Annotated in this window: 22 protein-coding genes; 8 read left to right on the forward strand and 14 right to left on the reverse strand. The window is 66.4% G+C overall.

Annotation, left to right across the window (positions count from 1 at the left end):
• Nucleotide 1 precedes the first annotated feature (1 nt).
• The gene (locus RDV64_RS04125) at nt 2-832 is read right to left on the reverse strand and encodes a 3-keto-5-aminohexanoate cleavage protein (protein ID WP_309198015.1); all 831 of its coding nucleotides are present in this window, start codon (nt 830-832) and stop codon (nt 2-4) included.
• A gap of 296 nt (nt 833-1128) precedes the next feature.
• On the opposite strand from RDV64_RS04125, the gene RDV64_RS04130 reads away from it, so the two are divergent.
• Nucleotides 1129-1719, forward strand: a complete 591-nt coding sequence (locus RDV64_RS04130) for a malonic semialdehyde reductase (RefSeq protein ID WP_309199426.1) — start codon at nt 1129-1131, stop codon at nt 1717-1719.
• 4 nt (nt 1720-1723) lie between these two features.
• On the opposite strand, the gene argE is transcribed toward RDV64_RS04130, so the two are convergent.
• The 8 genes from argE to RDV64_RS04170 all read right to left on the reverse strand — a co-directional run bounded on the left by argE (nt 1724) and on the right by RDV64_RS04170 (nt 10574).
• A complete protein-coding gene (gene argE / locus RDV64_RS04135) occupies nt 1724-2920 on the reverse strand; it encodes an acetylornithine deacetylase (protein WP_309198016.1) in 1197 nt (398 codons plus the stop codon).
• On the reverse strand, nt 2907-4079 hold the full coding sequence (locus tag RDV64_RS04140) for a Xaa-Pro peptidase family protein (RefSeq protein ID WP_309198017.1): 1173 nt from the start codon (nt 4077-4079) through the stop codon (nt 2907-2909). Before RDV64_RS04140 ends, argE begins: the two co-directional genes overlap by 14 nt.
• A 26-nt stretch (nt 4080-4105) precedes the next feature.
• Nucleotides 4106-5053 carry an agmatinase gene (gene speB, locus RDV64_RS04145; RefSeq protein ID WP_309198018.1) on the reverse strand — a complete coding sequence of 316 codons (948 nt, stop codon included), beginning with the start codon at nt 5051-5053 and terminating at the stop codon, nt 4106-4108.
• On the reverse strand, nt 5050-5844 hold the full coding sequence (locus RDV64_RS04150) for an ABC transporter permease subunit (protein ID WP_309198019.1): 795 nt from the start codon (nt 5842-5844) through the stop codon (nt 5050-5052). Before RDV64_RS04150 ends, speB begins: the two co-directional genes overlap by 4 nt.
• Entirely contained in the window at nt 5841-6752 is a 912-nt protein-coding gene (locus RDV64_RS04155; protein WP_309198020.1) for an ABC transporter permease subunit, read from the reverse strand. Before RDV64_RS04155 ends, RDV64_RS04150 begins: the two co-directional genes overlap by 4 nt.
• A 1-nt stretch (nt 6753) precedes the next feature.
• On the reverse strand, nt 6754-7935 hold the full coding sequence (locus RDV64_RS04160; protein WP_309198021.1) for an ABC transporter ATP-binding protein: 1182 nt from the start codon (nt 7933-7935) through the stop codon (nt 6754-6756).
• 42 nt (nt 7936-7977) lie between these two features.
• On the reverse strand, nt 7978-9063 hold the full coding sequence (locus RDV64_RS04165; protein WP_375143788.1) for a polyamine ABC transporter substrate-binding protein: 1086 nt from the start codon (nt 9061-9063) through the stop codon (nt 7978-7980).
• 131 nt (nt 9064-9194) lie between these two features.
• Complete coding sequence (locus RDV64_RS04170) at nt 9195-10574, reverse strand: aspartate aminotransferase family protein (RefSeq protein ID WP_309198022.1); 1380 nt, start codon at nt 10572-10574, stop codon at nt 9195-9197.
• A 105-nt stretch (nt 10575-10679) separates the two neighbouring features.
• Here RDV64_RS04170 and RDV64_RS04175 point away from each other — a divergent pair, with 105 nt between their 5' ends.
• Nucleotides 10680-12059 carry a glutamine synthetase family protein gene (locus tag RDV64_RS04175; protein WP_309198023.1) on the forward strand — a complete coding sequence of 460 codons (1380 nt, stop codon included), beginning with the start codon at nt 10680-10682 and terminating at the stop codon, nt 12057-12059.
• Nucleotides 12060-12320: 261 nt separating this feature from the next.
• On the opposite strand, the gene RDV64_RS04180 is transcribed toward RDV64_RS04175, so the two are convergent.
• Complete coding sequence (locus RDV64_RS04180) at nt 12321-13196, reverse strand: mechanosensitive ion channel family protein (RefSeq protein WP_309198024.1); 876 nt, start codon at nt 13194-13196, stop codon at nt 12321-12323.
• 206 nt (nt 13197-13402) lie between these two features.
• Between RDV64_RS04180 and RDV64_RS04185 the strand changes: the two genes are divergently transcribed.
• From RDV64_RS04185 to RDV64_RS04205, 5 genes are all read left to right on the forward strand, one after another.
• Nucleotides 13403-14161 (forward strand): pyrimidine 5'-nucleotidase, encoded by a 759-nt coding sequence (locus tag RDV64_RS04185; protein ID WP_309198025.1) that lies wholly within the window; start codon nt 13403-13405, stop codon nt 14159-14161.
• Nucleotides 14162-14246: 85 nt separating this feature from the next.
• Nucleotides 14247-15101: a 2,3,4,5-tetrahydropyridine-2,6-dicarboxylate N-succinyltransferase gene (gene dapD / locus RDV64_RS04190; RefSeq protein WP_309198026.1), complete on the forward strand. Its 855-nt coding sequence runs from the start codon at nt 14247-14249 to the stop codon at nt 15099-15101.
• Nucleotide 15102: 1 nt separating this feature from the next.
• A complete protein-coding gene (locus RDV64_RS04195) occupies nt 15103-15477 on the forward strand; it encodes a DUF805 domain-containing protein (RefSeq protein ID WP_309198027.1) in 375 nt (124 codons plus the stop codon).
• 22 nt (nt 15478-15499) lie between these two features.
• The gene (gene dapE, locus RDV64_RS04200; protein WP_309198028.1) at nt 15500-16660 is read left to right on the forward strand and encodes a succinyl-diaminopimelate desuccinylase; all 1161 of its coding nucleotides are present in this window, start codon (nt 15500-15502) and stop codon (nt 16658-16660) included.
• 34 nt (nt 16661-16694) lie between these two features.
• Nucleotides 16695-17249 (forward strand): hypothetical protein, encoded by a 555-nt coding sequence (locus RDV64_RS04205; RefSeq protein ID WP_309198029.1) that lies wholly within the window; start codon nt 16695-16697, stop codon nt 17247-17249.
• 22 nt (nt 17250-17271) lie between these two features.
• Here the strand turns inward: RDV64_RS04205 and RDV64_RS04210 are convergent, their stop codons facing one another.
• Nucleotides 17272-17766, reverse strand: a complete 495-nt coding sequence (locus RDV64_RS04210) for a MarR family transcriptional regulator (protein WP_309198030.1) — start codon at nt 17764-17766, stop codon at nt 17272-17274.
• A gap of 64 nt (nt 17767-17830) precedes the next feature.
• Between RDV64_RS04210 and RDV64_RS04215 the strand changes: the two genes are divergently transcribed.
• Entirely contained in the window at nt 17831-18310 is a 480-nt protein-coding gene (locus RDV64_RS04215; RefSeq protein ID WP_309198031.1) for a PaaI family thioesterase, read from the forward strand.
• Here RDV64_RS04215 and RDV64_RS04220 read toward each other — a convergent pair whose 3' ends face one another.
• The 3 genes from RDV64_RS04220 to dps form a co-directional block, all read right to left on the reverse strand.
• Nucleotides 18311-19516: an MFS transporter gene (locus RDV64_RS04220; protein ID WP_309198032.1), complete on the reverse strand. Its 1206-nt coding sequence runs from the start codon at nt 19514-19516 to the stop codon at nt 18311-18313.
• A gap of 67 nt (nt 19517-19583) precedes the next feature.
• Nucleotides 19584-20651 carry a cell wall hydrolase gene (locus RDV64_RS04225; RefSeq protein WP_309198033.1) on the reverse strand — a complete coding sequence of 356 codons (1068 nt, stop codon included), beginning with the start codon at nt 20649-20651 and terminating at the stop codon, nt 19584-19586.
• A 114-nt stretch (nt 20652-20765) separates the two neighbouring features.
• Nucleotides 20766-21275, reverse strand: a complete 510-nt coding sequence (dps, locus tag RDV64_RS04230; RefSeq protein ID WP_309199428.1) for a DNA starvation/stationary phase protection protein Dps — start codon at nt 21273-21275, stop codon at nt 20766-20768.
• Between the last annotated feature and the right edge of the window lie 70 nt (nt 21276-21345).

The raw sequence follows: 21345 nt of genomic DNA on the forward strand, positions 1-21345 counted from the left end.
CCTAGTGGCGCGTGAGGCCGAGGGTCGCGCGCGCCTCTTCCACCGTCGCGGGACGGCGGCCATACTTGGCGAGCTTTTCCTTGCACAGCTCCACCAGCGCGGCGTTGGAGGCCGCCAGCGTGTTGCGGTCGACGCGCACGTTGTCTTCCATGCCGGTGCGGCAGTGGCCGCCAAGCTCGGCGCACCATTCGTTGACGATGATCTGGTTGCGGCCGATCCCCGCCGCACACCACGTCGCCTCCGGCATCAGCCGCTTGGTGGTGCGGATGAAGAATTCGAACGCCTCCCGGTCCACCGGCATCGCGTTCTTCACGCCCAGCACGAACTGGACGTGGAGCGGGCTTTTCAGCCGTCCGTCCTCCACCATCTTCGCCGCCTGGAAGATGTGCGACAGGTCGAACGCCTCGATCTCCGGCTTCACGTCGTGGGTCAGCATTTCAGCTGCCAGCCAGTCCACCAGCTCGGGGCTGTTTTCGTAGACGCGGGTCGGGAAATTGTTGGACCCCACCGTCAGCGACGCCATGTCCGGCGACAGCGGCAGCATCCCGCCGCGCTCGCGTCCGGTGCCGGAGCGGCCGCCGGTTGAGAGCTGCACGATAAGCCCCTTGCAATGTTTCTCCAGCCCCTCTTTCAGGCGGGCGAAGCGCTCGGGGTCGGAGGTCGGCTTTCCCTCGTCGTCGCGCACGTGGCAGTGGGCGATGGTCGCCCCCGCCTCGAACGCCTCGTGCGTGGACTCGATCTGCTCGGAGATCGTGATGGGAACGGCCGGGTTGTTTTCCTTGGTGGGCAAGGAACCGGTGATGGCGCAGCAGATGATGGCGGGATTTGTCATGGCGACCATTCTTTCTTGAGCCGTCCGGGGGAGGCAAGGGGCGATCCGCTCAGGAACCCCGCGCGGCGCCCTTTTTCAAGGCACTTCGGCATGAATTTCAATCTGGCACCAACAAAGCCTTGAAACGCGTGGCACTACACGCAATCTCTCCCCCAACAGTCGCCTGGCGTTCTGCGCCTCACTTTGCCTGAACCGGCGCAAAAACCGAATGGACCCGTACTTTGAGCACCGAGACAAAAGACACCGAGCGGCTTGACGCCGAAGCCCGTGCCGCCGTGCGCGCAACGCGCAAGAAGATCACGCGCGCCGACCCCGACACGCTCGACCTCCTCCTCACCGAAGCCCGCACGCACTATGGCTGGCAGGACCGCCCGGTCGCAGACGAGACCCTTCGCGAAATGTACGACATCGCGAAGATGGGTCCCACCTCCATGAACCAGCAGCCCATGCGCATCCTGTTCATCCGCTCGGCCGAAGCCAAGGCGAAGCTGGAGCCGCTGATGATGGAGGGCAACCGCGCCAAGACGATGTCAGCCCCCGTGGTCGCCATCGTCGGCTACGACACGAACTTTTACGAAAAGCTGCCCGAGCTGTTCCCGCCCGTGCCGAAGGCGAAGCAGATGTACGAGGGCAACGACGCCATGATCGAGGATCACGGCTTTCGCAACGGCACGCTGCAGGCCGCCTACCTGATGATTGCAGCGCGCGCGGTGGGTCTGGACGTCGGCCCGATGTCCGGCTTCGACAAGGGCGGGGTCGATGCGGCCTTCTTCGCCGGCACGGCGATCAAGACCAACTTCATCATCAACCTCGGCTATGCGGACGAAGACAAGCTGTTCCGCCGCCTGCCGCGCATCCCCTTCGAAGAGGCGACAACCACCGTCTGACGGTTCAGCGGCAGCAATCGTCCACGACCCGTGCGATGAACGTGAGGCCGGCGGCAATCTGGCCGTCGGTGATCCACTCTTCTGGCTGGTGCATGGCGGCGAACTCGCCGGGGCCGAACACCACGGTGTCGATCCCGGCGGCCTGCAGGTAGCCGGCATCGGTGCCGAAGGAGACGACGCCGGGCGCCTCATCGGTCCACAACCGCCGGACAAGATCGGCAGCCCGGCAGTTCGCGTGCGGCGCGAGGCCGAGACAGCGCGCAATCACCTCGGTCTTGATGCTGGCCTCACGGTCCCGCGCGTGAAGGCGCTGCGCAAGCGCCGCGGCATGGCTCTCGATGCCGGCAAAGATCGCATCGCCGTCCTCGTAAGGCAGCGGGCGGACCTCCCAGTCAAAATGGCAGATGTTGGCGATGGCGTTGCGCGCCTCGCCGCCGGCAACCCGCCCGATATTGATGGTGGCGTAGGGCGGCAGAAACGGCGTTTGCGCGTGCGGGCTTTGCGACAGCGCGTCGGCACGGCGGACGATTTCGGCCATCAGAAGGGAGGCTGCATGAACCGCGCTCACCTTGCCCGTGGGGTTGGAGGCATGCCCGCTGGACCCGGTGACCGTGGTGGTCAGCTCAAGCAGCGCGCGGTGCGCACTGACCGGCACCATCCCCGTCGGCTCACCCACAATGGCGGCGGCCGGTGCAATGCCATTGGCCGCCAGAAATGCCCCCACTTGCGCCGCGCCGAAGCAGCCCTCCTCCTCGTCGAAGGTGAAAATGAAGTGGATCGGCCGCTTCAGCCGCCCGGCCTCGGCTGCAATCAGCGGTGCTGCGGCCAGGCACATGGCCAGAAAGCCCTTCATGTCCACCGCGCCGCGCCCGATCAACCGCTCACCGTCGCGCCGCAGCCGGAACGGATCGGCGCACCAGCCCGCCGGATCGGCCGGCACCACATCCATGTGGCCGCACAGGACCACGCCGCCGGACAGGCCGTCGCCGAAGGTGGCGACCACGTTGGCGCGCGTGCCGTCCGCGTGGCGGTCGATCAGCGTCGTTGCGCCGAAGCACTCCAGCCGGGCGGCGATATAGTCGACAATGTTGCCGTTGGGGAGGCCGGATACCGTGGGAAACCCCACGAGATCGGCCAGAATTGCCGCGGCCTCCGCCTGCATGCCGGCGTGGTCGGTGGGCGCGGTGTCATTCAACGACATGCACGTCTCTCGGAAAGCTGGTGAGGCAGATGGCGTCATTCTCGCGCACGTGGATGGTCTCGCTGATTTCCATGCCCCAGTCCGCCATCCACATGCCGAGGATGATGTGGACCACGGCGTTTTCCGGCACGGTCACCGTGGCGCCGGGCCGGAAGCTCAAGGTTCGCTCGCCCCAGTCCGGCCCGTAGCCGACGCCGATGGAATAGCCGATGCGGCTTTCCTTTTCGAGGCCGTGCTTGTCTAGCACCCGCTGCCAGGCGGCGTGGACGTCCTGCGCCATCACGCCCGCCTTGAGGCTCGCCAGCACCGCGTCCATGCCTTCCTCCACGGCGGCGGCGGTGTCGAGCAGGGTCTGCGGCGGCTTGCCGAGGTGGGCGGTGCGGGCAAGGCCGGCATTGTAGCGCCTGCGGCAGCCGCCCAGCTCGAACCCGATGGTGCGGTCGTTGACGAACGGCTCGTCGTCCCACAGCGGATGCGCGGTGGAGCCGCGGTCGCCGGGCATCACCAGCGGATGCACGGCGGTGAGGTCGCCGCCGAATTCGGCCGTCCCCCTGAGCTGGGCCGCCACAACCTCTGCCATCAGCGAGGCTTGCCGCACGCCGGGGCGCAAATGGTCGAAAGCGGCTTGCATGGCAAGGCCGGCAAGGGTCGCCGCCTCGCGCATCATCCGGAGTTCCGCCGGGCTTTTCACGAGGCGGCACCAGTTGACGACGAGGTTGGCATCGGTGAAGCGGGCGTTCGGCAGGCCGGTCCGCAGCGCGTCCAGCGTCCGCGGCGTGAAGTGGTGGCCGTCGCTCTCGTAGCCGATTGTGGCAGTGCCGAGGCCGAGCTTTTCGATCTCACCGGCCATATGGTCACCGGGGTGCCGGTCGTCCCGGTGGACGAACGTGTCCGGGTAGGGCCGCACATCCGCTTCGTCGATGTAGGTGGTGAACCTGGTGGCGCCGGAATCCATCATGCGGCCCAGCCAGAGGGGCCGCTCGCCGGGGCGGAACACCACCATTTGCGGCATGTAGAAGGACCAGGCATCGTAGCCCGTCAGCCAGTTCATGCTGGAGGGGTCGGTGACGAGAAGCGCATCGAGCTCGGCCGCCTCCACCGCCGCTGCGACCTTCGCCTCACGCGCCGCATATTCGGCTCTGGAAAATGGGGGCGCCATGGGTCTCTCCCGCTCGGTTGTTGCCGCTATCCGGCGCGGTCTGCGCCGAAGAGGCCGATCATCGCCATGGCCATGGTCGCCGCCGCCAGCGCGGTGATCTCCGCATGGTCGTAGGCGGGCGCCACCTCCACAATATCCATGCCGACAATGGGAAGACCCGCCAGCGCCCAAAGGATGCGCTCCGCCTTGTTGGTGGACGGGCCGCCGCACACCGGCGTGCCGGTGCCGGGCGCATACGCCGGATCCAGAAAGTCGATATCGAAAGTGAGGTAGAGGGGGCCTTCGCCGGCCCGCTTGGTGATGGCGGCGGCAAGGCTTGCGGGGGTCTCGTCGGCAACGCGGTCAGCGTCGATGATCGCCATCCCGTGGGTATCCGCGTTGCCGGAGCGGATGCCGATCTGCGCGGAGCGGGCCGGGTCTATGATGCCCTCTCGGATGGCGCGCCGGAACATGGTGCCATGGTCGAGCCGGTCGCCATCGTCCACCCAGGTATCGGAGTGGGAATCGAACTGAATGAGGCCGAGCGGGCCGTGCTTCGCCGCATGCGCCTTGAGGAGCGGGTAGCTGACGAAGTGGTCGCCGCCGAGCGAGAGCAGCCGCGCGCCGGTGGCAAGGATCTCGGCAGCGCGGGCCTCCACGATCTCGGCAAGGCGGTGCGGCTGGCCGGTGACGATGGCAACGTCCCCGGTGTCGACGACCGCCAGCGTCTCGAACGGGTCGCCGCTCCAGCGCCACGGGCCGCCGGGCCACGCAAGATTGGTGGAGGCGGCGCGGATCGCGCGGGGGCCGAATCTCGCGCCGGGGCGGTTGGTGACGGCCTGATCGAACGGGATGCCGAGGACGGCGACGTCCGCGCCTGTGGCGTCGGCGCTGTAACGGCGGCGGAACAGGCTGGTGGCGCCGGCGAACCAGTTTTCCTCGTCCGTGCCGTAGAGACCGCCGCGAAAGGCGCGGTCCTGCCCTTCCCCGCTCACCGCGCGTCACGCCTTGCGGTGTGCCACTTGCCGGCAAGGGTGGCGGCCATCACGCCGGATGCCACCAGCGCAATGAGGATGGTGCAGGCGGCGTTGATCTCCGGCGACACGCCAAGGCGCACGGACGAGAAGATCCGCATCGGCAAGGTTGTGGAGCCGGGGCCGGACACAAAGCTCGCGATCACCAGATCGTCCAGCGACAGGGTGAACGCCAGAAGCCACCCGGCAATCACCGCAGGGGCGATGTTGGGGAGCGTCACCGTGAGAAACGCCAGCCAGGGCGGGGCGCCAAGGTCGCGCGCGGCCTCTTCAAGGCTGTTGTCGAACGCAATCAGGCGGGACTGGACGACGACGGCCACATAGCAGAGCGCGAACGTGGTGTGGGCAATGGTGATCGTCCAGAACCCGCGGTCGAAGCCGATGGCGACGAATAGCAGGAGGAGCGAGAGGCCGGTGATGACTTCCGGCATCACCAGAGGCGCATAGGCCATAGCGGCAAAAAGAGTCTTGCCCGGCAAGCGGGTGGCGCGCACCAGCGCGACGGCGGCGAGCGTGCCGAGCACGGTCGCAAGCGTCGCGGTGGTGAGCCCTACCAGCAGCGACACCTTGGCGGCATCCAGCAACTGCGCGTTGTTGAAGAGCGAGACGTACCACTTGGTAGAGAACCCGCCCCACACCGTGACGAGGCTGGAGGCGTTGAAGCTGTAGACGATGAGGATGACGATCGGCAGGTAGAGGAAGGCAAAGCCGACCGTCAGCGAGACGATGTTGAAGGCGGAAAAGCGCTTCACATCGCTTGCCTTGACTGGGCGCGCTGGAAGAGCGCGATCGGCACCACCAGCACCAGCACCAGGATCACCGCCACGGCGCTGGAAAGCGGCCAGTCCCGGTTGAGGAAAAACTCGTCCCAGAGCGTTTGCCCGATCATCAGCGTCTCGGAACCGCCGAGAAGGCTCGGGATGACGAACTCACCGACGGCGGGGATGAAGACGAGCAGGCAGCCGGCAAAGATGCCCGGCAGCGAAAGGCGCACGGTGATCTGCCAGAAGGCAAGCCAGGGCGGGCTGCCAAGGTCGGACGCGGCCTCGATCAGCGAGCGGTCCTGCCGCAGGAGCGAGGCGTAGATCGGCAAAATCATGAATGGCAGGTAGCCATAGACGATGCCGATATAGACCGCGACGTTGGTGTTGAGGATGGTCAGCGGCTCGGCGATCACGCCCAGCGACAGCAGGAACTCGTTGAGGAGTCCGTCGCGCTTGAGGATGCCGATCCACGCGTAGATGCGGATGAGGAACGAGGTCCAGAACGGCAGCACCACCAGCGCAAGGAGGACGGTGCGCCACCCTTCCGGCGCGCGCGCCATGGCGTAGGCGATGGGGTAGCCGGCGAGGAGCGTCAGCACCGTGGAGATGGCGGCGATCCTGAGCGACGACAGGTAGGCGTTCACGTAAAGCGAGTCGGACGTCAGGAATTCGTAGTTGTAGCTGGTGAATTCGCGGAAGCTGGCCCAGAGGCCGGCAACGCCGTTTTCCAGAGAGAAGTTGGGCGTATAGGGCGGGATCGCGATCGCCATCTCGGAGAACGAGATTTTGAGGATGATCAGGAACGGCGCCATGAAGAAGAGCAGCAGCCACACATAAGGCGGCAGCGCTGCGATGAAGGCGCCGAGGTTGCGCCGCTTCGGCGCGGCATCGCTCATCTCAGCGGTCCAGGAAGATGGCGTCGGCGGGCGCGAACGTCAGCGCCACGCGGTCGTGCCAGGTGATGGGGTCTTCTTCCACGCGGCTGCGGTTGAACCGGCTCGCCTCGATCAGCGCGCCCGACGCGGTGCGCACCCGGTAGAGCGTATAGTCGCCCATGTAGGCAATGTCGTAGACCTCGCCGGCGAGGCGGTTGGGCGCATCAGGGGCGATTTCGTCCTCGCGCCGCATCGTCATCTTCTCGGGGCGGACGGCGGCGCAGCCGGCCATCCCGCTCTGCGCCCGCTCGTGCGGCGGCAGGCTGATCGCGGCAGCGCTCTCGCCGGTGTCCAGCGTCACGCCATCGGGGCCTGCGGCGATGACGGTGCCTTCAATGAGGTTCACGTCGCCCACAAAGTCCGCAACGTAGCGGGAGGCGGGGGATTCGTAGATGTCGCCGGGCGGGGCGACCTGCTCGATCTTGCCGTCACGCATGATGGCGATGCGATCGGCCAGCACCATCGCCTCTTCCTGGTCGTGGGTGACGATGAGGAAGGTGATGCCGATGTCTTCCTGCAGGTTCATCAGCTCGAACTGGGTTTCGCCGCGCAGCTTCTTGTCCAGCGCGGCGAGCGGCTCGTCCAAGAGCAGGACGCGCGGGCGCTTGGCGAGCGAACGGGCGAGCGCGACGCGCTGGCGCTGGCCGCCGGAAAGCTGGTCGGGCTTGCGCCGCCCCTGCGCGGTGAGCTGGACGAGGGTCAGCATCTCGTCGACGCGGGAGGCGATCTCCTTTTTCGGCAGCCCGTCACGGCGGAGGCCGAAGGCGATGTTGTCCCAGACCGAAAGGTGCGGAAACAGCGCGTAGGACTGGAACATCATGTTGATCGGCCGCTTGTGCGGCGGCACTCCGACAAGGCTCTGGCCATCCAGCCGCACGTCGCCGGCAGACGGCGCCTCGAAGCCCGCCAGAAGCCGCATCAGCGTGGTCTTGCCGCAGCCCGATGGCCCCAGCAGTGCAAAAAACTCGCGCGGGAAAATGTCGAGCGAGAGGCCGTCGACGGCGACGGTATCGCCGTAGACCTTGGTCACGCCCTCGAAGCTGATGAGGGGCTCCACAGCCGGGTCTTCCCACGGCGCGAACGCCCGCTTGGGCTGCGGACGGCGGGCGGCGGCGGGCGTTGCGGCGGTCTGGGGGTTGGTCACGGGCTGAGCCTTGCAAGGGGGCGCCGAAGCGCCCGCCTCCTATTACTGGCCGGATTTAACGCGGGTCCACTCGCGCGTTGCGACTCGCTGGGCGCGCGGCTCGAGCGCCTTCACGGTGAAGAGGTTGTCCATCACCTCGTCCGACGGATAGACGGCCGGGTCGGTCCGCACGTCTTCGTCGATCAGGTCGAGCGAGGCGGCGTTGGCGTTGGCGTAGCTCACATAGTCGGTGACCTTGGCGATGACGTCCGGCTTCATGATGAAGTTGAGGAAAGCATGGGCGTTTTCCCTGTTGGGGGCGTCAGCGGGGATCGCCATCATGTCGAACCACATCTGCGCGCCCTCCTTGGGGATCACGTATTTCACCGTCACGCCGTTGTCCGCCTCATCGGCGCGGTCGCGCGCTTGCAACACGTCACCCGACCAGCCCACCGCGAGGCAGATGTCACCGCCCGCAAGGCCGTTGATGTACTCTGAGGAGTGGAATTTCTGCACGTAGGGGCGGATCTTCTGGACCAGGTCCGCCGCGGCCTTGATGTCGTCCGGGTCGGTGGAGTTGGGATCCTTGCCGATATACTGGAGCGCTGCGGGCAGGATGTCGGACGGGGAGTCCAGAAGCTGAACGCCGCAGTCGGCGAACTTGGAGACGATTTCGGGGTCGAACACCATGTCCCAGCTGTCGACCGGCGCGTCCGGCATCCGCTCCAGGATCTTGTCTTCAACGTAGCCGAAGCCCGTGGTGCCCCACATGTAGGGGATCGCGTGCTCGGCGTTGGCGTCGTACTTGTCGGTCTGCTTCAGGATCTTGTCCCAAAGGTTCTTGAAGTTGGGCAGTTCGGCCTTGTCCAGCTCACCGAACACGCCCGCCTGGATCTGGCGTGACAGGAAGTAGGCGGTCGGAACCACAACATCGTAACCGGAACCGCTGGCGAGAAGTTTTGCTTCGAGCAGCTCGTTGGAATCGAAAACGTCATACTGAACCTTGATGCCGGTTTCTTCGGTAAACTCGGCCAGGATCGAGTCGTCGATGTAATCGGACCAGTTGTAGACGTTGACGACACCGTCAGCCATGGCCGGTCCGGCGCCGATGAGAAGGGCGGCAACGGCCGCCTGCATGGTGCGCTTCATGATGAATTCCCTCTGGCGCCCGCTGAGGCGCGCATTCCGTCGATTGTGCAGCAAGCCGGATGCCAGGGTCTGCCGCGTTGATTGCGGCCACTCTTCCCCATGCACCGGCAACGATCAAGCCGGGATTATCCTCATGCTGCGCGCAATTCCGCGGCAAGTTCGTCCAGCGTCCGGCGGGCGCGCTTCACCAGTTCGTCGCATTCAGACTCGGTGATCACCAATGGCGGTGCAATCACCAGGCTGTCGCCCACCGCGCGCATCACGAGGCCGTTCTTCACCGCAAGGTCGCGGCAGCGGCTCCCCACATCGGCTTCGGCGGAAAAGCGCGTGCCGGTCGCCTTGTCGGCCACCAGCTCCAGCGCGCCGATGAGTCCGGTCATTCGCGTTTCGCCGACCAGAGGGTGATCCGCCAGCGTTGCCCAGCGGGCCTGAAGGGCGGGGCCGGTGGTCTCGGCCACCTGCGGCACCAGGTTTTCGCGGTGCATGATGGCAAGGTTGGCCAGCCCCGCGGCGCAGGCCGCAGGGTGGCCCGAATAAGTGTAGCCGTGGAAGATCTCGCCCGCGGTGGCGAGCACGTCCGTTACACGATCCGACAGGAAGACGCCGCCAGCAGGGATGTAGCCGGAGGTCATCCCCTTGGCGATGGACATGAAATCGGGTTCGATGCCGAAGGTCTCCGAGCCGAACCAGTTGCCGGTGCGGCCGAAACCGCAGATCACTTCGTCGGCCACAAGCAGGATGTCGCGTTCGCGGCAGATCCGCTGCACCTCGGGCCAGTAGGTGGCGGGCGGAATGACGACGCCGCCCGCGCCCTGGATCGGCTCGCCGATGAAGGCCGCCACGTTGTCGGCGCCGATCCGGTCGATCTCCGCCTCCAGCGCGCGCGCCGCCTCCAGCCCGAACTCGTCCGGCGACAGCCCGCGCGGCCGGCCCTCGCCGAACCAGTAAGGCTGGGCAATGTGGCTGATGCCCTCGATGGGAAGGCCCGACTGGCCGTGCATCGCGCCCATGCCGCCAAGGCTCGCGCCGACGACGGTGGACCCGTGATAGCCGTTGCGGCGTGCGATGAAATGCTTCTTGCCGGGTTTGCCCTTCAGGTCCCAGTAGATCCGGGCGAGGCGAAACACCGTGTCGTTGGCCTCCGAGCCGCTGCCCGCGAAAAAGACGCGGTTCATGTGCTCGGGCGCAACGGCGCACAGCGCCTCGGCAAACTCGGCCACCGCCGGGTGGGTGCACTGGAAGAAAGTGTTGTAGTAGGGCAGCGTTTCAAGCTGGCGGGCCACCGCGTCGACAATCTCCTGCCGGCCGTAGCCGACGGCGACGTTCCACAGGCCCGACATTCCGTCGAGGATCCGGTTGCCGTCCGAATCTTCGAGCCAGACCCCGCGGGCACGCACGATGACGCGAGAACCCTTGGCGTTCAGCGCCTTCATGTCGGTGAAGGGGTGCCAGTGGTGGGCGGCGTCGATCGCCTGATAATCTGCGGTGGAACGGAAATTGTCGAACTGCATGGGACCCTCGCACCGCACCGGCGTGTGGCGCGGCTCTAGCGGTCAATCGCCAAAAGGTCTACTGCCGCGCAACTCATCCCCCGGTCCCTGCCAGAGGCATTCACGATGACGGGCGCGCCCGACAGTTTCGACATCCAGCCCTTTGCCGACAAGCTGGCGCAGATGACCGCCCAGCATCCGGACGTTGCCCTGGGCGAGATCTTTGCGGTAAACCTCAACGGCGCCCTCCATGGCAAGCGGGTGCCATTGTCGACCTTGCTGAAGCTGGCGGCCGATGGGCCGCGCGCCCTGCGCTTCCAGCTCTCGCTCGCCGGCCTGGACGTGTTTGGCGATGATGTGGCCGAGGCGCGGATCGCCATGGAGATCGGCGACCCGGACGGCGCCTTCGTGCCGGTGGCCGATACGCTGGCAGTCGCCCCTTTCGGCGCCACACCCATGTTCCTGCTGCAAGGCATGTTCGGAGCCCAGAGCCAGGACGTGCTCAGCCCGCTCGACCCGCGCAGCATCCTGCTGGCACAGGATGCCCGCGCCCGCGCCGCCGGCCTGACGCCCGTGATGGCGCTGGAGATCGAATTCTACCTCATCGACCCGAAGGCGAACACGCCGGCGTGCCATCCAAGCCGCGGCACACCGCTCGGCCGCTCGCAGGTTCTCGACGTCGACCTTCTGGAGGCGTTCGACCCGGTCCTGTCAGACATTCGCGACAGTGCCGCGCGACTAGGCTTGCCGGCCGACACCATCCTCGCCGAGTTCGGCGCCGGGCAGTTCGAGATCAACCTCGCCCACACCGATGCAGCGCGCGCATGCGACCAGCTGGTTGCGCTGAAGCGGCTCGTAAAGGTCAAGGCGCGGGCGCACGGGCTGGATGCGACGTTCATGGCAAAGCCCTTTACCGGCTGGTCGGGCTCGGGCCTTCACCTCCACCTCAGCATGCTGGACGGAGACGGGCGCAACGTGTTCGACGAACCGGGCACCCCCGTCGGCCCGCGCCTCGGGCATGCCATCGCGGGGCTGGCCGGCACCGCGCGCGAAACCTTCCTGATGGCAGCGCCGCACCTCAACTCCTACCGGCGGCACCGCCCGGGCTCCTATGCCCCCATCGGCGCCACCTGGGGGGTGGACAACCGCGGCGCTGCCATCCGCGTGCCCACCGCCACAGGCCCGGCCGCCCGGCTGGAGCACAGGATTGCCGGCGCCGATGCCAACCCCTATCTCGTCGCAGCCACGGTTCTGGCCGGGGCGCTGCACGGGATGGAAAATGCGCTGACGCCGAGCGCGCCTTGCGAAAGCGATTTCGGCGAAGGCGACCGCTTTCCGGAGGCGTGGACCGAGGCCATCGACCTGTTCGAGGGCTCGGACCATGTGGCGAACACCTTCGGCACGGAGTTCGCGCGGGTGTTCGCGGCCATGAAGCGGCAGGAGGCGGCCGCCCTGCGTGCCCGCGTCACCGACGTCGAGCACGCCGTCTATCTGCGAAACGTCTAGAGCGTTTCTCGCTCCTATTGCCCCACCCGATGGCCCGCTGACGCAGGGTGGCAAGGAGCGTCGTGCAGCCGGTAGCGGGAGTACCGGCAAGCGGCGTGACGCTGTCCACCCTGCGTCAGCGGGCCACCCGGAGGGCGCCGCCAGGGCGTTCGCCGGACTGCGTTGCAGCGCTTGGCCGTGCGGCCGGCACGCCCGGCGCGCTGCGCCTCGCCGGCAAACGCCCTGACGACGTCGAGTGGGCCAATACGAGCGAGAAACGCTCTAGCCTTCGTCGGCGCCATCCTCGCGCGCGATCCGCAGCGGCTCCTTGAAGGTCATCGTGCGGTAGGGGAACGGGATCTCGATGCCCGCATCGTCCAGCGCGCGCTTGACCGCGGCAACCACCTCATCGCGCGAGGTGCGCACGTCGACCGGCTTGGAGCCGGTCCACCACGTCACCTCGAAGTTGATCGACGAACTGGCAAATTCCTGCGCGAAGATCTGCACCGGGCGGCCCTCGGTGATCACCGTGCTGCAGGCCTTCACCGCCTTGGCAATCACGTCGCGCGAGGCGTCCACGTCCTCGCCATAGGCGACGCCGCAGATGAAAGTGGTGCGGCGCTGTTCCTGGTCGGTGATCACGGTCAGCGGGTTCTTGAACACCATCGCATTGGGCAGGATGACGAGCTGGCCGTCAGTCCGCCGCACATAGGTCTCGCGGATGGTGATGCGCTCGACGCACCCCTCGTGCCCGTTGCTGTCGACAAAATCTCCGATCCGCATGGACGCGCGAAACAGGATCATGATCCCGGCAAAGAAATTCTCGAACACGTCCTTGAACGCAAAACCGATAGCGACCGAGCCAAGGCCGACGCCGGCCAGCGCAGACGCCGGTGTAAGGGTGGGAAACAGCACCACCGCTGCGGTGGTGAGGCCCACAACCCAGGTCAGAATGGAGGCAAGGAGCGTGAACAGCTCCTGGAGCGACTGGCGCAAACGCGCCCGCCGTGTGGCCGACTGGACCGCCCTGTGGACCAGCTTGGCCATAAGCCAGGTGAGGAGGATCACCGCAAAGGCTGCGGCAACTTCGGGCAACAGCTCAATGGCGTTGCGCCCCAGCCGCGTCATCTCGCGAACCAGGATCGTGATGGGTTCCATTGGTGTTTCCTCAGCCGGCCGTTTCGGAAATAACCCGCGGGCGGCTCCTTGGTTCACCACTTTGTCACAGGACCAGGCGACAGGATGCGCTTGCCTTGGGCAAGCCTGCCGGGGCACCCTCCCCGCCCCAAGGAGATTGAAGCATTGACGCGCGCATCCAAGACAGACCATCGGCCCGTGAAGGCTGGCGCCGCGCGGTTCCCGCAATGACGCACGCAACGCCGCTGCCGTCCGAGGCGCCGCAGGAGAACCCGCGCGACCTCAGCGCCTTCGCCCATGTCGACACATGGATCTTCGACCTCGACAACACGCTCTACCCTTCGCACACGGACCTGTTTGCCCAGGTCGACCAGCGGATGGGCGACTTTGTGGCAAAGCTTCTCGACATGGAGCGCAGCGCCGCCCACCTTTTGCAGAAGGACTATTACAAGCGCTACGGCACCACGCTGCGCGGCCTGATGGTGGAGCACGGGATCAACCCGGACGGTTTCCTCGAGTTCGTCCACGACATCGACCACTCGAAGGTGCTGCCCGACCCTCGCCTCGGCGCGGCGCTGGAGGCGCTCCCGGGCCGCCGCTTCATCATGACCAACGGCACCACTGCCCACTCCAACGCCATCACCGGACGCCTTGGCCTGGACGCCCACTTCGAGGACGTGTTCGACATTGTCGCAGCAGACCTCATCCCCAAGCCAGCGGCGGAAACCTACACGCGGTTCTGGGACAAGCACGGGATCGACCCCGCCCGCTCGGCCATGTTCGAAGATCTTTCGCGCAACCTTGTGGTGCCGGCTGAACACGGGATGCGTACGGTGCTGATCGTGCCGGAGGGAACGCGCGAGGTTTTCCGCGAGGACTGGGAGCTTGAGGGACGCGAGGCCCCGCACGTCGAATATGTGACGGACGATCTTGCCGGCTTTCTGGAGCGTCTTCCGGGCGCCCTCGCGCCCGCCGCGCCGGATTGAAGCGCCGGCCGCCACCACCCGGCCCTATGATTTTCACAGCCGAGCCATTATGTCTTCGGCGGACCCACACGCCTTTGGACTTTCGATGCAAATAAATTCCGCCGAGCGCGAGCGCCTGGAAGCCACCATTGATGCCGCGTTCGAAGAGCGCAGCACCGTGACAGCCCGCACCACCGGCCGCGTGCGCGATGCCGTGGACAAGGCCCTCGGCCTTCTGGACCGCGGCGTCCTGCGCGTTGCCGAGCCTGACGGTGCCGGCGGCTGGAAGATCAACGAGTGGCTCAAGAAAGCCGTCCTCCTCTCGTTCCGCCTCACCCCGATGGAAACCATCGAAGGCGCCGCCGGCAACGCAAGCTGGTGGGACAAGGTGCCTTCCAAGTTTGCCGGCTGGTCGGCGCTTGATTTCGAGCAGGCCGGCTTCCGCGCCGTTCCGGGCTCGATCGTGCGCCGCTCGGCCTTCATCGCGCCCGGTGTGGTGCTGATGCCCTCTTTCGTGAACCTCGGCGCCTACGTCGACGAAGGCACCATGGTCGATACGTGGGCGACCATCGGCTCCTGCGCACAGATCGGCAAGAACTGCCACATCTCGGGCGGTGCCGGCATTGGCGGCGTGCTTGAGCCGCTGCAGGCCGCGCCCGTCATCATCGAGGACAACTGCTTCATCGGCGCCCGGTCCGAAGTGGCCGAAGGCGTCCGCGTCGGCACCGGCTCGGTGCTCTCCATGGGTGTGTTCCTCGGCGCCTCGACCAAGGTGATCGACCGCGCCACCGGCGAGACCTTCATGGGCGAGGTGCCGCCCTACTCCGTGGTGGTGCCGGGCAACATCGCCACCAAGTCCGGCGGCGGGCACGACCTTTCCCTCGCCGCTGCCATCATCGTGAAGCGGGTGGACGAGCGCACGCGCTCGAAGACGTCGATCAACGAGCTGCTTCGAGACTGACATGGCCGGAGCGCGCCAGCCGACATTATTGTGGGCCCTTCTGGGCCTCGACGGACGTGTCAGCCGGGAGGTGTTCTGGCTGGGCAATTTCGGCTGCGGCTTTATCGGCGTCGCGCTCCTGATGCCATCCCTCGACCCGGACACCGGGGCCCTGGTTCTGGCGCCGACCTCGCCGGTCGTGTTTGCGGCCCTGTTGTGGACCGAGGTGGCGTTGGCGGTGAAACGCCTGCACGACCGCAACCTGACCGGCTGGTACGCCGCGGCGTTCGGCATCCCTGTTCTGGGCCTTGCTGCCTTCTTCGTCATCGGGCTTCTGCCCGGCGACCGGGGCGCCAACAAGTACGGGCCTGCCACCAACACACGCGGACCGGTTTGACGGGCCGGCGAAGAGAACTCCCATGAGCCGCACGCCAAGCGCCACCGTCGACCCTGTCGCCCTCGCCAAAGACCTCATCCGCGTCAACTCGGTGACGCCGGCCGGCCCGGCCTGTTTCGACATTGTCGAGACCGTGCTCGCTGGTGCGGGCTTCACCGTGGAACGCGTGTTCTTCGACGAGGACGGCAGCGGCCCCGTCGAGAACCTCTTTGCCACCGCTGGCGACGGCAACCGCCATCTCGCCTTTGCCGGCCACGTCGATGTCGTCCCCCCCGGCCCCGCCGAGGCCTGGACCCACGACCCTTTCGGCGCCGCCACCGACGGCGACACGCTTTATGGCCGCGGCGCGCAGGACATGAAGGGCGGCGTCGCCGCAATGATCGCGGCCGCCGTGTCCTGGCGCGCCGAGGGCGGACCGGGTCGCATCTCGTTCCTCATCACCGGAGACGAGGAAGGCCCGGCCCTCAGCGGCACCCGGCCGCTGATGGCATGGTGCGCCGAACGCACCAGTTTCGATGCCGCCATTGTCGGCGAGCCCACCTCGCGCGAGGTTCTGGGCGACACCATCAAGATCGGCCGGCGCGGGTCCCTCTCCGCCACCATCACAATCAAGGGCAAGCAGGGCCACGTCGCCTACCAGCACAACGCGGAAAACCCCATCGCGCACGCCGTTGCCATCGGCGCTGCGCTGATGGCGCCGCTTGATGAAGGGAGCGCAGCGTTCGCCCCCACCAACCTTGAAATCACCTCGATGGATGTGGGCAACACGGCATTCAACGTCATTCCCGGTGAGGCGGCTCTGCGCTTCAACGTGCGCTTCAACGACCACTGGACCGCCGACACGCTGAAAGCCGAGCTTGGCGGCAGGATCGAGCGCGCCGCCCCCGGCGCCAAAATGAGCATCGCCTGGCAACCCGGCATCAGCGACTGTTTCCTCACCCGCGATGACGCCCTGATCGAAGCGGTGACCAGCGCCGTTGCAACCGTCACCGGCGTAACCCCCGAGGCGACGACGGGCGGCGGCACCTCGGACGCACGCTTCATCAAGAATTATTGCCCGGTGATCGAATTCGGGGCTGTGGGATCGACCATGCATCAGGTGGACGAGCGCACGTCCGTCGCCGAGCTGGAAACGCTCACCAAAGCCTACGGGGCAATCATCGCCAGCGTTCTGGCCCCATGAGGGCCATGTTCGCTGCGGCTCCTGCGGCCGTGCCATGCTGAGCGCGGCGGAAATCAACCGCTCGCTGCGCGGCGCGTGGCTCCTGTTCCTCGGGCGCGAGGAAGGACTTCAGGCGCTCGACCGTTCGGTCGACGGCTTCTGGCGTTCGTTTGCGGTGATCGTGCTCGTGCTGCCGCTGACGGCAATCAGCGTCGTCGCCGTCACGCGCGGCGATCCGGACCGCGCCTTCAGCGACATTTTCCTGTCACAGATCCCCCTGCTCCTCCTCGACTGGGTGATTTTCCCCCTCGTGATGGCGCTGGTGGCGCGGCCGCTCGGCGTCTCCGCGCATTATGTGTCCTATGTGGTCGCCCGCAATTGGGCAGCGCCGATCACGGCCGCCATCCTCACCGTGCCGCTGGTGCTGGAGGGGGCTGGCTTCTTGCCGGTGGAAGGCGCCAACCTCCTTTCCATCATCGCGCTGCTGATGGTGCTCTACTACCATTTCCGGGTCTTACGGCTGGCGTTGAAGACGCCGGTATCGCTGTCGATCGGGCTGGTGGTTGCCGACTTCTGCGTGACCATGGTGCTGATCGGCATGTTCGGCTGAGGCTGGCAACGCCAGCGCCGCATCAGTGGCTGGCGAGATCGGTGCCGGCCACCTCTTCCAGATCCGCAAGCAGCGTGTGCAGCGAGGCAAGGCGCGACGCGCCGTATTGTTCTTCGAGGCCGTCCGCGGTTTCGCGCCAGCTCTGGCGGGCGGCGTGGAAGGTCTTCATCCCGTGCGGTGTCAGGCTGAGGCGGCGCTCGCGGCGGTCATCGCCCGGACAGGCGGCAATGAAACCCGCCGCCCGCATCCGCTCGACCGTGCGCGACAGGGTCGTCCGGTCGGTTCCCACGGCAACGGCCAGTGCCGACAGCGTCAGCGGAGATTCGCGGTTCAGCGTCGACAGCACCGCGTAGGTGACGATGGACACGCCATGCGGCTCCAGCGCCGCATCATAAACACTGGTGATCTGTCTCGCGACGCGGCGCAGCCGGAGACAGGTGCAGGGGAGAGATTTCTCCTCCTCGCTGCACCGCTTCTCTTCGATGGCTTCTATCGCTTCGGTCGGGCTATCGGTCATGTTGGATGATAACATGGCGTCTCGGGTCCCAAGATCCAAGATGCACCGAGCGATGGATCAAAAATTGCTACGCTTTCCCTCCAGCCTTCCCGACGATGTGATTGACCGGCTGACCGGGCTGGAACAGCTGCGCGGCATTGCCAGCGGCGAATTCCCGATGCCTACGATGCTGGAAACGCTGGGGTTTCGGCTTGTGGAGGCAACAGCGCGCACTGTCGTGCTTGTCGGCGCGCCCGGCGAAAATGCGCTGAACCCCATGGGAAAGATTCACGGCGGCTGGGCGGCCAGCATTCTGGATTCGGCCATGGGCTGCGCCGTTCACGCCACCCTTGCCCCCGGCGAGCGGTTTGCCACGCTGGAACTGAAGGTGAACCTCACCCGCGCACTTTTGCCTGGCATGGAGCCGCTCACCGCCACGGGCACCCTTGTCAGCCGCGGCCGGCGGACCGCGGTGAGCGAGGCGAAGCTGGTGGGGGCGGACGGCAAGACCTACGCCGCCGGCTCGTCCACCTGCATGATCCTGCCGCCGGAGCCTGCCCGCTGATCAGCCTTTCAACGCCGACAGGCGCGGCGACGGGGCATCGCGGATCGGCAGATGCACCAGTGCAGCCAGTACGCCCAGCAGCACGCCAATCCACCACAGCATGTCGTAGGAGCCGGTCCGCGCGTAGATCACGCCGCCGAGCCACACGCCTATGGCCGATCCCACCTGGTGGGAAAAGAACACGATCCCGAACAGGGTCGCCATGTAGCGCGGTCCGAACATCACCGAGACGAGGCCGGAGGTGAGCGGCACCGTGGAGAGCCACAGGAGCCCCATGGTGGCGGAGAACACGATGACCGTCGCCGGTGACACGGGCAACAGCACGAACGCGGCAATCACGACCGAGCGGAGCAGATAGAGGATCGATAGCGAATAGGACTTGGAAAAGCGCTGCCCGATCCACCCCGCCCCCAGCGAGCCGATCACGTTGAAGAGGCCGATCAGAGCAATGGCGATCCCGCCGAGCCGCGCGCCGAAGCCAAGGTCGACAAGGTAGGCGGGCATGTGGGCAATGATGAACGCCACGTGGAAGCCGCACACGAAAAAGCCGATCACCAGCAGCACATAGCTCCTGTAGGCCATGGCTTCACGCACCGCTGCGGTCAGGGTCTGGGGCGGCGCATCGGGGTCGGCCACCGAGCGGCCCTGCAGCGGAATGGCGAACGGGATGACCAGCAACGACAGCGCGGCAAACGCAATCAGCGCCGAATTGTAGCCGTGCTCGGCAATGAGCACAGCGCCCAGCGGGCCGAAGACGAACATTCCCAGCGAGCCGGCTGCCGTACCAAGGCCGAACGCCAGCGTTCGTTTGGCAGGCGTGACGGTGCGGCCGAATGCCGACAGCACCAGCGTGAACGAGCAGGCGGACATGCCGAAACCGAGGAGGACGCCAAACACCATCTGCAGGGCAAAGGCGCTTTCGAGCTGCGCCGTGCCCACAATGCCGAGCGCATAAAGGATGCCGCCGCCCATCAGAACTTTCATGGTGCCGAAACGGTCTGCAAGGGCGCCGGCGATGGGCTGGCCGATCCCCCAGATGAGGTTCTGCAAGGCAAAGGCGAGCGCAAACGCTTCACGGCCATAGGGTTTTGCGGCAACGAGATCGGCCTGGAACAGGCCGAATGCAGAGCGTTCGCCGAGCGAAAGCATCGCGATGCCGCAACCGCAGGCAAGCACCAGCGGAAGGGGGAATGAGCGGGCCATCATGACCACCTTTTACGGAGTTGCCTTGACGCTCTAGGCCCGAAAGGGTGCCAGCGCAAGTATGGCCGGCTCAGGTCCAGCCGCCACCGCGCGTCAGATAGAAGATGTGATCGTCGATGGTTTCGACCTTGCGCATCAGCCCGGCCCAGCGCGGGTTCACGCGCTTGGCATGGTAGTGGGTGGCCGCGCCGATCTCGTTCATCCACGCCGCGCCGCTGGCATATTCGGTGGCAATGGTGGCGGCCAGCGTCCAGGCGTCCTTGTTGCGCACCACGTCACGCACCCGGTCGCAGGCGAAGGTGAACTGGCAGCGGTTGCGCCACCCCTTGTTCTGGTAGACCACGCCGCAGACATCATCGGGATACGCCGGGTTCTTCACGCGGTTGATGACCACCTGCGCCACCGCGCGCTGTCCGGTTTCGGACTCGCCCCGCGCCTCGAAATAGATTGCTTCGGTCAGGCAGCGCAGCGACTTCTTGCCGGCAATGTCCTGCGGCAATGGCCGGTCGGACCACCAGTGGTCGAGCCCACCGCCCGAGACGCCGGGGGTGGCGACGGGCTGCGGCGCTTCGCCGAGGAGGAGCTTGAACGGGGTGTCGATGTCGACCCGGTCCGGCGCGTAGGCCGAGAGCATGGAGGTGAGCGCGGCCCGCGCGGTATCGGATGGGGCACGGGGGTCGCGGTGCGTTCCTGCCGCACGCGGCGCCGCCACGAAGCTCACCCGCGGCAAGGCGGCGGGCGTCGCTTCGGTGAGAAAACCGGACAGCGGCGAGAACATCGCCCGCTCCACGCCACCGTGAGGCGGCGCAAGGCTCCCGGCCTTGGCGGCGGGCGTGTCGTCGTGGGGGACCGCCAGCGCAACATCCCCGGCCCCGCCCAGTTGCGGCGACAGGGTCATGCCGCTTTCCGGCGCACGAAGAGAGAGCGCCCAGGCGGGACGATCCATCGTGAGCGCGGCAAGACCGGAAAGGTCGCCAAGATTTGTGGACAGGATGCCAAGGATGGGGGCCACCAGGACAAGGGTGGCTGCGATCCGGCGGATGCGGCCGCGACGGTGATGACGGACCGGCGGCACATAAAGGCTGCTGGTCAGAAAACCGCGGCGGGCAAGGCCGTGGGGAAGGTCGAATACGCGCAACGCGGCCTCTACTCCACACAGTGCAGCGTTGGCGCCGCACCCAAGCGTTGTGCAGGGTCGTGGTTGCTGAAACGTAAAGCGCCGCGCAAAAAATGCGCGGCGCAATTTATCTTCTTATTTTACAGGCTTGTGCGCCTCGATGAACCAGAGCGACCGGTCCGCCATCCGCACGATCTCGGTGAAGAGATCCGCTGTGGCCTCGTCGCCCGCCTCGTCAGCCTCCTTGATGGCGTCGCGGTTGTTCTTGGCGTAGGCCGCCAGCGACTTGGAGAGCGCCTTGACGTGGTCGTCGATCTTGACCGCATCCAAGGGGTACTTGGGCAGGCGGGAGGCCTGGGCGGAGGCGTCAACGGTGCCTTCGGCCTGGCCGCCCAGAACGGCGATCCGCTCGGCAACCAGGTCCACCTTGTCCTCGACCTTCTCGTGCAGGTCATCCAGGAGCTCGTGAAGTCCGATGAAGTTCGGGCCGCGCAGTGTCCAGTGAGCCTGCTTGATCTGATAAACCAGGTCGATCCCGTCGGCTAGGTTGGCTTGCAGGAGGCCGCATACAGCCTGGCGCGTCTGCTTGGGAAGGTCGTGGCTTGTCGGATGCATAAAAGTGTCCTTCGTGATCGTCCGCGTTATGGCGCATCAATGCATGGCCCGGCGTTGTCGTTGCATGCCGATTGTTGCGGGTGACGCTCCGTCGCAGATT

The sequence above is a fragment of the Acuticoccus sp. MNP-M23 genome (genome assembly GCF_031195445.1).
GTDB lineage: Bacteria > Pseudomonadota > Alphaproteobacteria > Rhizobiales > Amorphaceae > Acuticoccus.

Coding starts and splice junctions, on each gene's coding strand:
- RDV64_RS04220 (WP_309198032.1), bottom strand. CDS start 19,516: ATGATGGCCCGCTCATTCCCCCTTCCGCTGGTGCTTGCCTGCGGTTGC.
- RDV64_RS04170 (WP_309198022.1), bottom strand. CDS start 10,574: ATGCAGTTCGACAATTTCCGTTCCACCGCAGATTATCAGGCGATCGAC.
- RDV64_RS04155 (WP_309198020.1), bottom strand. CDS start 6,752: ATGAGCGATGCCGCGCCGAAGCGGCGCAACCTCGGCGCCTTCATCGCA.
- RDV64_RS04125 (WP_309198015.1), bottom strand. CDS start 832: ATGACAAATCCCGCCATCATCTGCTGCGCCATCACCGGTTCCTTGCCC.
- RDV64_RS04185 (WP_309198025.1), top strand. CDS start 13,403: ATGACGCACGCAACGCCGCTGCCGTCCGAGGCGCCGCAGGAGAACCCG.
- argE (WP_309198016.1), bottom strand. CDS start 2,920: ATGTCGTTGAATGACACCGCGCCCACCGACCACGCCGGCATGCAGGCG.
- RDV64_RS04195 (WP_309198027.1), top strand. CDS start 15,103: ATGGCCGGAGCGCGCCAGCCGACATTATTGTGGGCCCTTCTGGGCCTC.
- RDV64_RS04180 (WP_309198024.1), bottom strand. CDS start 13,196: ATGGAACCCATCACGATCCTGGTTCGCGAGATGACGCGGCTGGGGCGC.
- RDV64_RS04205 (WP_309198029.1), top strand. CDS start 16,695: ATGCTGAGCGCGGCGGAAATCAACCGCTCGCTGCGCGGCGCGTGGCTC.
- dapD (WP_309198026.1), top strand. CDS start 14,247: ATGCAAATAAATTCCGCCGAGCGCGAGCGCCTGGAAGCCACCATTGAT.
- RDV64_RS04210 (WP_309198030.1), bottom strand. CDS start 17,766: ATGACCGATAGCCCGACCGAAGCGATAGAAGCCATCGAAGAGAAGCGG.
- RDV64_RS04175 (WP_309198023.1), top strand. CDS start 10,680: ATGACGGGCGCGCCCGACAGTTTCGACATCCAGCCCTTTGCCGACAAG.
- RDV64_RS04140 (WP_309198017.1), bottom strand. CDS start 4,079: ATGGCGCCCCCATTTTCCAGAGCCGAATATGCGGCGCGTGAGGCGAAG.
- dapE (WP_309198028.1), top strand. CDS start 15,500: ATGAGCCGCACGCCAAGCGCCACCGTCGACCCTGTCGCCCTCGCCAAA.
- RDV64_RS04165 (WP_375143788.1), bottom strand. CDS start 9,063: ATGAAGCGCACCATGCAGGCGGCCGTTGCCGCCCTTCTCATCGGCGCC.